This is a genomic window from Corynebacterium casei LMG S-19264 (genome assembly GCF_000550785.1).
GTDB classification, from domain to species: domain Bacteria; phylum Actinomycetota; class Actinomycetes; order Mycobacteriales; family Mycobacteriaceae; genus Corynebacterium; species Corynebacterium casei.
The window spans coordinates 706,756-720,118 of the sequence record NZ_CP004350.1 but is presented as its reverse complement, the minus strand read 5'-3'; the positions used below and the strand labels follow the sequence as shown (position 1 = coordinate 720,118).

Genomic DNA, 13,363 nt, shown 5'->3' with positions numbered 1-13,363 from the left:
ATGTCTATCTTCAGCAGCTTTAACGCAGGAACTGCATCAAAGCCCGTGGGTTATTGATAAACGTCATGATGGTGCCAATGACACCAACAATGCCACCCGCTAAAGCAGCGGTCAGTGCTGCAACAATGGAACCACCTGAAGAGGAATTGGAGCTGCCTGAGCTGATCGGCTGCGCGTCGTCGCCGTTATCATCGCCGCCCTGCTCGTTTTCTGCCAGGCCACAGAGTTTGCCATCCAGCCACGCCAGGCTGAAGTTTCGGTATGAGACTTCGTTGAAAGAAGTAGACTCATAGAGCAGGCCAATGGAGCCGTCTTCCTGAACCGCCATGGTGGTGTATCCCGATGGGCCGGTTTCAAAAATGCGCTTAACAGGCCAGGTCTTGCCGTCATCACAGGACGCGGCGATGGTTCCCAAGGTGCGGTCTGTGCCCTGAGTGAACGAGTACAGCAGAACCTTCGACTCAGCACTGCCCGGCTCAGCGTTCGGGAATGCGCGAATCAGCTCCGCATTGTTGTTGCCTGGATTCCAGCCAGAGCCAGGATTGCTCTCTGCATTGAATGCTGGCTCATAGTAGGCGTTCTCCCAGGTCTGACCACCGTTGGTTGAGGTAGCAAAGATGCGCTTGCCGTTGTTCGAGCGTGAGCTCATGAGCAGGGAGCCATCGGAAAGCTCTGCGATGGTGTTCTCGTCGTAGCGAAGCTCTTCCCCATCAACGGAAGTCGCTGGCGCGTACTCACCAAGGTTCCAGGTCTCACCGCCATCATCGGAGTACACCGATGTTGCCCTGATGGACTCATCCTTCATTCGCCATGCGTACTGCTGCACCAAGCGTCCCGCGTGCGGGCCGTGTTCAATCTGGATACCGGCACCGGAGGTGGCAAAACCAGACATCATGTCATGGCCGGCCCCGCGCAAAACCTCATCCGTGATCACGCGATTCTCCCAGGTACGGCCATTGTCCTTCGACACAGCCATACCAAGGTTCATGGTGTTGCGGTGGCTTTCATCAATGCTGCCGTCCTCGTTGTAGGTGTAGGCAGGATTGTTGTGGAACACGCCGGAGTCAAAGCTTTGGACGTGGAAATTGAAGATGTGTCCGGTGTTCTTATCAGTCACGTAGGACGGGTCCGAAAAGCCGATCTTGTCGTCGCCGGCTTTGCCTTGGGAAATGACAGTTTCTGGACCCCAGGTCACGCCATTATCGCTGGAGCGACGCTGCACGATGGAGTTTGCATTCGGTGAGTCACCGCCGTTGAAACCTCCAGCCAGTGGGCGGCGGTCATAGGAGGCCAGCAGGTCACCGTTGCTGGCAACAGCCAACGCCGGGATGCGGATGTTGTTTTCAGAATCAAAGCCCATGATCAATTGCCCAGCGCTCATCTTCGCATCCATGCTTATCGATGCATCAGGGTGCTCAAACGCCGTTGCCTCATCCCACGAGGTGTTTAGGCCAACCCGGGCATCTGCACTGACGATGTCTACGACTTCGCCGTCAACCAGCGCCGACACTTCCGCTGCAAGTTCCACATAGCCAAGCTCAACATCATCCTGGGTCACCTCATGGGTGATAACACAATTAGCTTCTTCGCCCACAGCGATAGTCAGGTTCTGGCAATCAGCAGCATCCTGTTCCGAAGCAACTTCACTGATCACATCATTATCGCTGATGTTGCGGATAGTCAGGGTTGCTTCTACGGTATCGCCGACACCGTAGCTGTCTTCAGACTCCTCAGCATCCATGTCTACGTCCAGTGCAGCCTGGGCGATGATGGCTTCCTCGCCCACAATCTGATCCAAGTCCTGGTTCTCACCGGTATGGCCCGGGGTTTCAAACAACCTCGCATCCAAGGTCGGGGTGAAGCTCCCTGCCTCCAGGTCTTCTTCGGTGACAACGTGGGACAAGGTGTTGCACTCTAGTTCCCCACCACCATTGGCCATGTTGGTCCAGCGGCACGGCTGCCAGTTATCCAGGTTGGATCCAGTGGTTTCAAACGCACGGCCAACGCCGGTGTCATTGTCCACCACCAGGCTGTAGCGGATTTCATCTCCGACCTTCCACGCCTGGCCATCTTGGCGCGGGTTGGTTACTTCCAACCGCACTTCCAAGCCGTCAACGGCGGCAACGGCTTGCGCAGCATCAACTGCGTCAACTACGTCGCCAGACTCGGCGGATTCTTCCCCGGTTTCTTCGGGTTCAGTTACTTCTGCAGTTGTTTCTGCCTCAACTTCGGCAGAGGGTTGAGCGGAAGTTTCTTCAGGCAGCGTCTGCGCGGACGCCACGATTGGGTTGAGGGCAAAGGACATGGATAGAGCAACGGGCAAAGCCAAGGCTGCTTTGGTTCTTTTCACTTGATTCCTCTTCTTAAGGGGCACAGACATCAGATGTCTGACATGGACACCTGACATAAAATCTTAAAGTGTTTCAAAGCATATTTCTATGAAATGAGTGAATTAGTGCATAATCCCAAAAGGTTTCTCAAGGATTGCCCTTGCCAAACGGTGCGACCTTTTCAAAACCGCAAGTCAACGGAGCTTGGCGTTCTCCGTCCCTGAAACGGCACATCCAGATTAGCGCGCGCAATGACCTCAGCTGGCTCCGTAAAGACTGCTCGCAACCAGGAGTGCAAGTGAATCTTGTCTGATATCCCCGGCTAAATGCGTTTGAATCGACAAAGCCCCGCGGCATCGATTCTAAAAATGATGCTGCGGGGCTTACTGGTGCTTCTTAGCGCTAGGGACTGTGAAACACCGCGCTACTGCTGTGAGGGCAGGGATTACTCCATGTATCCGATGTCTTCAACACCAACGGTTGCCAAGGAGTACGCACCGTAGTTGGCAAGCTTCGGGTCAGCCACGGCAACCATGTCTGGGCCGTTGGCGAATGGCATAATGCCGTACGTTCCTAGAGCTTCCTTCTCCAGCTCATTGGCGCGGGCGATCTGCTCATCGCCGTCACCGATTTGCTGCAGTTCTTCGATTTTCGCATCAAGCTCTTCAGTACCGGTACCGGACTGGTTCAGTTCAGAGTCAGACATGTACGTCTGACCGAAGTAAGCGACACCGAATGGGTCGGACGAGGTGAAGCCCATTGGGAAGACGTCGAAGGAGCGCTCCGTGATGACCTTAGAGAAGTCCGAGGATGGACGTTCCTGGATCTGCAGGTCAACGCCGATGTCCCGCATCATCTTTTGGGTTGCGCTGGCACTCGCACGGGAGTTAGGGTCATCGCCCAGTAGCACGTAGTTCAAGGTCAGGGTCTCGCCGTCCTTTTCACGAACGCCGTTGCTACCTTCGGTCCATCCTGCCTCATCAAGCAAGGACTTCGCCTTTTCAACATCGAACTGCACCAGCTCACCGAAGATGTCCTCGTAGCCCTCCTGGGTCTGGTACAAGGTGAAGGAGCCTGGAAGTTCCTCTTCGTAGCCAATTCCGTTGAAGCGGATGGTAGCCAGCTGTGCACGGTCAATACCAGTCATGATGGCTTCACGGACCTTGATGTCGCCCAGGTGTGGGGATTCACTGTTCAAGGTGATCAAGATGTTGGATGGACGGATCGCAGTGCGGATTTCAATGCCATCCATGTCTTCAACGGATGCCAGGCGATCCTTGGAAGCAACACCGGTTGCATCAACTTCGCCTGCCTTGAAGGCGTTGATGGAAGCCTGTGATTCCATCTGGCGGAAGGTCACGCGGTCCAGCTTTGGTTCATCACCCCACCAATTTTCATTCGGCACGAAGGATACGGTTCCGGTGTTGAAGTCAACGTTGTCCACCTTGTATGGCCCAGCGCCCCATTCTGGGTGCAGCTCATTGATGTAGCCTTCGTTGTAGACCTCAGCCGAATCAACTTGGGTTGGCAACAAGAAGCCGAACAGCCCCTGCCACCATGCGTACTCCTGCTTGAAGGTGACCACTGCCTGCTTTTCGTTCTCACCCTGGGTCACGGATTCAATGAGCTCGTAGCCATCGGTGGAAGAGACATTGAGTTCTTCATTCTCACCGTTGTTGAACTTCCAGGTGTGCTCAAAGGACTTCCAGTCAATTGGGGTGCCATCGTTGTACTGGGCATCCTCGTGAATGGTGTAGGTGACCACGGTCTTGCCATCAACTACTTCATCGGTGACATCTGTCAGGTAGTCATTGTTTGGCTCGAACTCACCCTTGCCGTTGAACAAGGTCATCTGCGGGTTGTAGAACTTCCACACGTTGTTGGTGTAGAGCGTGCCGTCAGCCTGGAATGGGTTCTGCTGCTCAGAAATCTCTAAGATTGCCAGGGTCAGCTCACCGCCCTTGGCCAGGGATTCACGGTCTTGTTCGTTGTAGGCACCGTCGAGGGAGACCTCGAGCTCTTCGCCTGGTGCGGATGCGCCATCAGCGCTGGAGTCGGAACCTGAGGAGCCGGAGTCGCCACCCGCACAGCCGGAGAGGATCAGCGCGGATGCGGTGACTGCCGCGATTGCGGACTTACGGAATGAGATTTTCATGAGAACACCTTTTCTTTTCAAAGGAGCGTGCCGTGGCACAACAAGGGAAATTGGAATATTCAATTGTTCTGATCGCACTTACGTGCAGTTTTAGGTAGTGCTTTCAGCCGGTTGATACGCAATCCGTTTTCGGTCACGCTCAACCGTCGGGTCTGGGACCGGAATGGCTGAAAGCAGGGACTTGGTATATGGGTGCTGCGGGTTGTCAAAGACATCTTTGATATCTCCAACCTCGACGAAATCGCCCTTGTACATTACGGCTACCTTGTCTGAAAGGTGGCGGACCACAGAGAGGTCGTGTGCGACGAAGACAAAGGAGATTCCCAGGCGGCGCTTGAGGTCATGGAGCAGGTTGATAACGCCAGCCTGGATGGACACATCCAGTGCGGACACCGGCTCGTCCAACACAATCAGCGAAGGATTGGTGGCAAGCGCACGAGCCAGGCCAATGCGCTGGCGCTGACCGCCAGAGAAGTGTCCCGGGAAACGGTCAATCTGGTGAGATTCCAGACCAACTGTCGTCATAAGCTCGGCCACGCGTTCATCAATATTGCCGTCGTAGCCCAGCGAATGCAGCGGCTCCGCAATGATTTCGCGAATGGTCATGCGCGGGTTCAAGGAACTCATGGGATCCTGGAACACCATCTGAATATCGCTTCGCAGCTGACGTCGCTTGCTGCTATTGAGCTTCGATGCATCTACACCGTTGAGCACGATGCTAGAACCTGATGGTGGATTCAGCTCCATGATTTCCAGCAAGGTTGTGGTCTTGCCGGAGCCGGACTCACCCACGATGGCGAAGCACTCGCCTTCATGGACATCGAAGCTCACGTTCTTTACCGCATGGACAGTGCCCACGCGACGCTTGAGCACTGAGCCCTTCATCAACGGAAACTCCTTGTTGAGGCTCTTGACCTCCAAGGTGACCCTACGCTGGTCAAAAGGAATGCCCTCAAACTTATCCGGCGCGAAATCTGGAATCGGATACATCGGTTCGCCGTTGATTCGTCCCTGAGAGATTTCTTCGGAACGGATACACGCAACGCGGCGGGATTCATCCCCACTGATAGGAATCAAAGGTGGTTCCAGTGTCAAGCATTCTGCAATGGCGACCGGGCAACGTGCCGCGAACGGGCATTCCGCCTTCGGCTCCAAGAGCTTCGGTGGTGTGCCCTTAATAGGAATCAAAGGAGACTCCTCCGCCTGGTCCACACGGGGCGTGGAACCAAGCAGACCAACGGTATATGGCATCTTGGGCTCCTGGAATGTGGAGAACACATCTCCGTATTCCACTGGGCGGCCTGCATACATCACCATGACATCGTCAGCCGTGCCTGCAACCACGCCCATGTCGTGGGTAATCATGATGGTTGCTGCACCGGTCTCCCGCTGCGCAACCTTGAGAACATCAAGAATCTGAGCCTGAATGGTCACGTCCAACGCGGTGGTTGGCTCATCGGCGATGATGACCTGCGGGTCATTCGCAATCGCGATGGCAATAACCACACGCTGACGCATACCACCAGAGAACTCGTGTGGGAAGCTCTTGATGCGCTTGTGTGGTTCTGGAATACCCACCAGATCCAGCAGCTCAATTGCCTTCTTCTCCGCCTTGGACTTAGAGATATTGGCATGCACCTGAATGGCTTCAACCAACTGGTCACCAATGGAAAATACGGGGGTCAAAGCGGAAAGTGGATCCTGGAAGATCATCGACATTTCTTTGCCGCGAATCTTCGACATTTCCTTATCCATTTTGCCAATGAGCTCTTGGCCCAAAAGCTTTACGGAACCAGTAATGCGTGCGTATTCGGGCAAAAGTCCCATGATCGCCATGGAGGTAACTGATTTACCTGAACCGGACTCACCAACAATGCCAAGCGTGCGCCCTGGCATAAGGTCAAAGTCAACACCTCGCACCGCATGGACACGTCCTGCCTCTGAAGGGAATGCAACTTCAAGGTTGCGAACTGAGAGCAATGGAGTCTGAGAAATTGGAGAACTCATGCTTTGCCTCCTGAATTCGAGTTCGGGTCAAGGGCATCGCGCAGACCGTCAGCAATGTATGCCATGGACACGGTCAGCATGGTCAGTACACCTGCAGGGAAGTAGAAGCGCCATGGAGAAGACTCCAGTGCACTCGCACCACCGGCCAGCAAGGTACCAAGTGATACGTCTGGCATTTTCACACCCAGGCCCAAGAAGGACAGGGCGGTCTCTGACATGACCGTGGAAACCAAGCCCAGCGCGAACTGGATAATCAGCAGCGAGCCAATGTTTGGAACGATGTGTCGAACCACAATCTTTGGCCTGGATACACCCATGTAGGACGCTGCACGCACGTAGTCGTTTTCACGAATACTCAGTGCGAGTGACCAAATGACACGGGCCGCATACATCCAGCCGAACAAGATGAGGACGAATGTCAGCATCTTCCAGTCACCACCGGTATCAGCAACCAACAGTGCGATGAGCAAGAAGGTTGGGATAGCCAGCAGGAAGTGGATGACGGTCAAAATGACCTTTTCCACTGCGCCGCCGTAGATGGCTGCGCCTGCGCCGATGAGCGCTGACAAGATTGTGGTGGCAACGGTAACCGACACCGCAATGATGAGAGTTCGGCCAAGACCGTGCACTGTCTGTGCATATAGGTCATTTCCGGCATCATCAGTACCAAACCAGTGTTCAGAGCTTGGGCCGGTGGCCAAGTTCAGGAAGTCTGGGTCATCAAATGACCACTTGGCAAAGACTCCACCGAAAAGTGCGAAGAAGACCAAGAGAATAAAGATGAGCAAGCCAACCACTGCCATGCGGTTGCGTAGGAAGCGGCGGGTGTAGAGCTTTAGTTTGGAAGTACCTTTGAATCTCGAGCTTGAGCTGGATGATGCCAGCTCTTCAGTCTCATCGGTGGGAAGACCCAGCGCCTTTGGAACGCCTGGCTCCGTGGTTGGAGTGAAGTCTGCCGTGCCGGTGCGTGGACCGAGCGCAAGGTTTTCGGATGCCGCGTCAATGCCAAGATCGCTACGGCGTTGGCCACGCTCTGGTTTGCGTGCGCTAAAGCGCGACTGTGTTGCTTTCTTCTTGTCATCCATTTAGCTCACCCGAACTCTCGGATCCAGCGCCACGACAACAATGTCAGCAAGTACTGCTGAGATTGCCACCATGACTGCGCCGAATGCTGCCACTGCAGTTGTGCCATGCACGTCATTACGGCTGATGGTTTCAATAAAGTACTGGCCCATTCCGTTCCAGGCGAAGATCTGTTCCGTCATAATTGCGCCGGTAAAAATGCCCGGAACGGAGAATGCAACCGAGGTTGCCACCGGAATGATGGAGGTACGTAATGCGTGCTTGCGGATTGCTTTTCCGCGGGTAAGTCCCTTCGCACGAGCGGTACGAACGTAGTCAGCATTGAGGTTGTCCAGTAGAAGAGTTCGCTGCATCATGTGGTAGCCAGCGTAAGAAATGATGACCAAGGAGATGGTCGGCAAAATCAGGTGCTGAGCGGTATCAATGAGCGCAGGAAAGAATCCTTGAACGTTTTGGCTTGATGCACCGGTGACGTAGACAATGCGACGTCCAGCGATGTCATTAATCCAAAGACCACCAGCAACAACCAACAGCGATGCAACCGCAACGTGAACGTTCATGGTCACGATGGAAGCGGACTGCCAGAAACGGTCGGACATCTTGTATTGGCGGGAAGCCGTGTAGACACCAAGTCCGACGCCGATGATGACGGACAAGATGGTGGCCAGTAGTAGCAGCTGCGCGGAGACTAGGGCACGATGGCCAATCTGGTCAATTACTTCTTCACCAATTGGGGACTTGCCCCAATCCCAGCGGAAGAGAATGCTTGAAAGCCAGTTCCACCAGCGCTCCAGCAGCGGAGTATTTTCACTTAAATTAAGCGGCGTTAGAATTCGGTCAATTTGATCAGCAGATAGTGGGGGTCGTCGAGCCGCGTAATTAGATTTCGGGTCGAGGAACGAAGCCGCAAGCAAGTATGCGATGTTGGTGGCCAGGAATACCACCAAGATCCAACTCGCGGTCTTTTTGATGATGTATTTGAACATCCTCATCCATTCCGATTGAAGTCAATAAAACAAGCCTCAAATGTGTTCCGCCCTTCCCGTCAACGGATAGAGCAGTGGGTCACATTTCAGCCACTTCATCGTAAACCTCCCGCCCGGCTTTTCAAGCCGTTTTCATGAAACTGAAAATACTTAAGGGGTGGAATTACCCCCATTTTGAATAATCTAAGCGGAAACGTAAAAAATATAAACTTTACATAACCACAGGTAGATCGGATAAAATTTTCTACCCGGCAATCGATTGTTAAGAGCCTTCCAGGCGGATAGATATCCCACAAGCCACATTTCCGCATGTCAGACACGTACAAATGGTCTCCTGCCGCGAAACATATGCTCAATTCAAGAAACTACCGATTTTCATTTATTTATATTCACGCTTGGCGGAATCTCAGCGCATGAAACAACGACTATCTGATGTAAAGCTTGTTTTTGATTTTTAGGTGTCATTACAGCAGCAGCCTGATTATGCTCAGGGGCATGGATCTCAGCAACGTTAATGACACTCAACTTCGTGTCCGCATTGCCCAAGAAGAAGACCGCACTTACCTACTGCGTCTCCTCTACCTCACGTCAGTATTCGGGGATGAATCTGAAGCTCTCCCGGAATCACATATTCCGGATGTTCAGCGCTACGTGGGCGATTGGTCTCCCCTGGTAGATGGCGGCGTGCTGGCCTTCTCCAACTTTGAGGTTCCTGCTGGTGGCGCCTGGTTGCGCTACTTCACTGGCGATGAAAAGGGTGCGGCTTACATGGGCCCACAATCACCAGACGCTGACCCACATGATGAAAGCTTGTGGGCCACCGAGTTTGATCCTGAATCAATCCCCGAGCTGTGCATTGCCGTTGAGCGCCGCTACGCGGGACAGGGCCTGGGCAAGATTCTGCTGGATAATGTTGTGGAGCTTGCCCGCCAGCAAGATGCACCGGCTGTTGCTTTGTGGGTAGATTCTGAAAACCCACGTGCACGCAAGCTTTATGAAGCAGCAGGCTTTAGCGATATTGATATCCCGAATGCTGCGCCAGGCGCGATGATCAAGTACTTCTAATTACTGCATAAAACGCACAATGCCCTCTACTTCCCATCTTGTGGGATGTAGAGGGCATCGCTGCGCAGGCCGTAGGGAGCGCTAATTCTTAGCTCTCCCCTGCCGCCTACGGCTTAGCTGATGACTGCGATGAGGTCGCCGCCTTCAACCTTGGTTGCCTGTGCAATGGCAACGCGCTCAATCTTGCCGTCCTTGGTTGCAGAGATGGATGCTTCCATTTTCATTGCTTCAATGACAGCAACCTGGTCGCCTGCCTTGACTTCATCACCGGCTTGAACGGTTGGGTTCACAACGCCGGAGAATGGAGCAGCCACGTGGCCTTCCTGCTTCGGGTCAGCCTTTTCCACGGTGGCGGTCACGGACTCTACGGACTGGTCACGGACCTTGAGTGGACGAATCTGACCGTTGACGTTCAGGATGACAGAGCGCATGCCCTTCTCATCTGGCTCACCGACAGCATCAAGACGCACAACCATCTGCTTCAAATCAGCACGGTCGTTGGAGCCTTCTGGAAAGAGGTGGATAATGCGCTCTTCGCCCTCATTGAGGCCGTAGAAGAAGTCCGCATCATTCAACGCTTCAGTATTGCCGTAGTGGCGACGGAACTCATTGAACTCATCCCACTGCTTCGGGAACAGCAGGCGGTTCAGAGATGGGCGACGCTCGGAAGAATCCTCGGATTCAAGGTGCGCTGCTTCTTCTGCTGGGACCTCGCTGAGCTTGAGCTCACCAGTGCGGCCCGACAAAATCTTGTCACGCAGCGGTGGCCAGCCACCAGGAGGAGTACCAAGTTCACCGCGGAGGAAGGCAATAACCGAATCCGGGATGTCGTACCTAGTTGGGTTCTCTTCAAAGTCCGCCGGGTCAACACCTGCACCGACCAGGTGCAGTGCCAAGTCACCAACCACCTTGGAGGATGGAGTCACCTTGGTTGGGCGGCCCAGCATCTCATTAACGGCAGCGTAGTTGTCTTCGATGACCTCGAAGCGGTCTGCCAAGCCCAATGCGGATGCCTGCGCACGCAGGTTGGAAAGCTGACCACCAGGAATCTCATGCTTGTACACACGGCCCGTTGGGCCAGGAATACCGTTTTCAAATGGCGCGTACAGCTGGCGCACTGCTTCCCAGTAAGGCTCCATGTTGGAAATTGCTTCCAGGTCAATCTTCGTATCGCGGGAAGTATTCGCGAAAGCACCGACGATGGCGGACAAGGATGGCTGGGAGGTGGTGCCCGCCAGTGGCGCCGAAGCGCCATCGACAGCATCTGCACCAGCCATGGCTGCCGCGTAGTAGGTAGCCAACTGGCCACCCGCAGTGTCATGGGTGTGCACGTGAATTGGCAGATCAAAGTTCTTGCGCAGCTCAGTGACCAACGTTGCGGCAGACTCTGGACGCAGCAAACCAGCCATGTCCTTAATCGCCAGCACGTGGGCACCGGTCTTCACAATCTCTTCCGCCAGGTTGAGGTAGTAATCCAGCGTGTAGAGCTTTTCATTCGGATCGCTCAAGTTGCCGGAGTATGCCATGGCAACCTCAGCCACGGTGGTGTTGGTTTCCAGTACTGCCTCAATTGCAGGACGCATCTGGGAGACGTCATTGAGCGCATCGAAGATACGGAATACATCCACACCGGACTTTGCCGCTTCCTGCACGAATGCGCGGCACACGCTGTCTGGGTATGGGGTGTAACCCACGGTGTTGCGGCCACGCAGCAACATCTGAATGTTCACGTTCGGCATTGCCTCACGTAGCAAGTCCAGACGCTGCCAAGGGTCCTCAAAGAGGAAGCGCATAGCTACGTCATAGGTTGCACCGCCCCATGCCTCGACGGAATACAGCTCTGGGGTCAGGCGCGCTACGTGCTCAGCTGCGGTAACCAAAGCGGTACCGCGCACGCGGGTTGCAAGCAAAGACTGGTGTGCGTCACGGAAGGTGGTGTCAGTAACTGCCAGAGCAGACTGGTTACGTAGCTTCTCCGCGAAGCCCTGTGGTCCCAGCTCCAGCAAATCGTCGCGGGAACCGCGTGGCAGATTCACATTCTGGCGGTCAATCTTTGGCAGCTTATCGAATGGACGCAGGTCCGTTGGGCGCTTGCCATTTGGCTGGTTCACCGTGACATCCGCCAGGTACTCCAGGATTCGGTCCTGCTCATTGGATGCAGGAGGAGCCTTGAGCAAATCTGGGTGGTTGTTGATGAAGCCGGTGTCAATGCGCTTGCTCACGAAATCTGGCTCACGCAGCAGTGCACGAAGGAATCCAATGTTGGTAGCAACACCAGCGATGTTGAATTCCTTCAGTGCACGGCGAGAACGCTGCACAGCCTGTGGGAAGTCCTTGCCACGGCAGGTCATCTTCACCAGCAGGGAGTCAAAGTTAGGTGAGATTTCCGCACCGACGGAGGTAGCGCCGTCCAGACGAACACCTGCGCCACCCGGCGAACGGTACGCAGTCAGGGTGCCGGTATCTGGGCGGAAACCGTTGTTTGGATCTTCGGTGGTGATACGGCACTGCAGTGCGAAACCGTTGAGGCGAACTTCTTCCTGGCTCAGGCCCAAGTCTTCCAGGGTTGCGCCCGCAGCAATCTGCATCTGTGACTTCACAATGTCAATGCCCGTGACTTCCTCAGTCACGGTGTGCTCCACCTGCACGCGTGGGTTCATTTCAATGAACACGTGGTTGCCGCGTTCATCAACCAAGAACTCAACGGTGCCAGCACCTTCGTAGTTGATGTGCTTACAGAAGTTCACGGCATCCTGGCAGATGCGGTCACGCAATTCTGGATCCAGGTAAGGCGCTGGAGCAATCTCCACTACCTTCTGGTGGCGACGCTGTACGGAGCAGTCACGCTCAAATAAGTGCATGACATTGCCCTTGCCATCCGCAAGAATCTGCACCTCAATGTGCTGCGGCTTGATAACAGCGGTCTCCAAGTAGACGCGGCCGTCACCGAAAGCAGTCTCTGCTTCACGGGAAGCTTCAGCTACGCGCTCCTTGAATTCTTTTTCATTTTCAATGAAACGCATGCCGCGTCCACCGCCGCCGGCCAAAGCCTTGGCGAACATTGGGTACTCAAAATCCTTCGATGCCTCAAAAAGCTCATCCACATCAGTGGACGCCTTGGAGTCATGCAACGTTGGCAGACCAGCGGCAGTTGCAGCTTCCACTGCTGCTGCCTTATCACCGGTCAGGTCCAGCGTGGATGGTGATGGGCCGATGAATTTGATGCCCTCAGCTTCACACGCACGCGCTAGCTCTGCGCGCTCGGAGAGGAAACCGTAGCCGGGGTAGACAGCGTCCGCACCAGACTTCTTTGCAGCGCGAATGACTTCATCAATATTGAGGTAAGCCTTGACGGGCTGGCCCTCAACTCCAATGCGAACTGCTTCATCCGCGAAAGCGCGGTGGAAGGAGTTGCGGTCCTCACGAGGATAAATTGCAACAGTCTTAGCTCCGGTCTCATAAGCGGCGCGGAATGCACGAACTGCAATCTCGCCGCGGTTAGCGACCAGAATCTTCTTGAACGATGGAAGCGCGGAATCGACCACGATTGCGTGTCCTTTCATGGAGACAACAAGAAATCAACACTCGCAAAACTGGATAATCCTTTTTCACCAGTTTCTCGCCGGGGTGTTGGCAACGAGTGTCAATCTTGTTGACTGGGATGAATAAGAGCATCTCCTAAACACTGACGCATTTAGGGTGATGCCCATAACTATACGTCTATTGGTGAATTCGCA

Annotated in this window: 7 protein-coding genes; 1 reads left to right on the top strand and 6 read right to left on the bottom strand. The window is 54.4% G+C overall.

Annotated features, from left to right (window positions below; translation table 11 throughout):
* Positions 1-19: 19 nt before the first annotated feature.
* The 5 genes from CCASEI_RS14335 to CCASEI_RS03500 all read right to left on the bottom strand — a co-directional run bounded on the left by CCASEI_RS14335 (position 20) and on the right by CCASEI_RS03500 (position 8,561).
* Positions 20-2,350 (bottom strand): sialidase family protein, encoded by a 2,331-nt coding sequence (locus CCASEI_RS14335; RefSeq protein ID WP_025387148.1) that lies wholly within the window; start codon positions 2,348-2,350, stop codon positions 20-22.
* Positions 2,351-2,775: 425 nt separating this feature from the next.
* Positions 2,776-4,485: an ABC transporter family substrate-binding protein gene (locus CCASEI_RS03515; RefSeq protein WP_025387147.1), complete on the bottom strand. Its 1,710-nt coding sequence runs from the start codon at positions 4,483-4,485 to the stop codon at positions 2,776-2,778.
* Between the two features lie 90 nt (positions 4,486-4,575).
* Positions 4,576-6,492: a dipeptide ABC transporter ATP-binding protein gene (locus tag CCASEI_RS03510; protein ID WP_025387146.1), complete on the bottom strand. Its 1,917-nt coding sequence runs from the start codon at positions 6,490-6,492 to the stop codon at positions 4,576-4,578.
* Positions 6,489-7,577 (bottom strand): ABC transporter permease, encoded by a 1,089-nt coding sequence (locus CCASEI_RS03505; protein WP_025387145.1) that lies wholly within the window; start codon positions 7,575-7,577, stop codon positions 6,489-6,491. The genes CCASEI_RS03510 and CCASEI_RS03505 overlap by 4 nt, the downstream gene beginning before the upstream one ends.
* A complete protein-coding gene (locus tag CCASEI_RS03500; protein WP_006821461.1) occupies positions 7,578-8,561 on the bottom strand; it encodes an ABC transporter permease in 984 nt (327 codons plus the stop codon).
* 495 nt (positions 8,562-9,056) lie between these two features.
* Between CCASEI_RS03500 and CCASEI_RS03495 the strand changes: the two genes are divergently transcribed.
* Positions 9,057-9,626 (top strand): GNAT family N-acetyltransferase, encoded by a 570-nt coding sequence (locus CCASEI_RS03495; RefSeq protein WP_025387144.1) that lies wholly within the window; start codon positions 9,057-9,059, stop codon positions 9,624-9,626.
* Between the two features lie 113 nt (positions 9,627-9,739).
* Here CCASEI_RS03495 and CCASEI_RS03490 read toward each other — a convergent pair whose 3' ends face one another.
* Positions 9,740-13,189, bottom strand: coding sequence for a pyruvate carboxylase (locus CCASEI_RS03490; RefSeq protein WP_404825285.1), 3,450 nt, complete (start codon positions 13,187-13,189; stop codon positions 9,740-9,742).
* Between the last annotated feature and the right edge of the window lie 174 nt (positions 13,190-13,363).

Bases quoted from the DNA above. Each gene is read 5' to 3' on its own strand.
- CCASEI_RS03515 (WP_025387147.1), bottom strand. From the start codon at position 4,485: ATGAAAATCTCATTCCGTAAGTCCGCAATCGCGGCAGTCACCGCATCC.
- CCASEI_RS03510 (WP_025387146.1), bottom strand. From the start codon at position 6,492: ATGAGTTCTCCAATTTCTCAGACTCCATTGCTCTCAGTTCGCAACCTT.
- CCASEI_RS03505 (WP_025387145.1), bottom strand. From the start codon at position 7,577: ATGGATGACAAGAAGAAAGCAACACAGTCGCGCTTTAGCGCACGCAAA.
- CCASEI_RS03500 (WP_006821461.1), bottom strand. From the start codon at position 8,561: ATGTTCAAATACATCATCAAAAAGACCGCGAGTTGGATCTTGGTGGTA.
- CCASEI_RS03495 (WP_025387144.1), top strand. From the start codon at position 9,057: ATGGATCTCAGCAACGTTAATGACACTCAACTTCGTGTCCGCATTGCC.
- CCASEI_RS03490 (WP_404825285.1), bottom strand. From the start codon at position 13,189: ATGAAAGGACACGCAATCGTGGTCGATTCCGCGCTTCCATCGTTCAAG.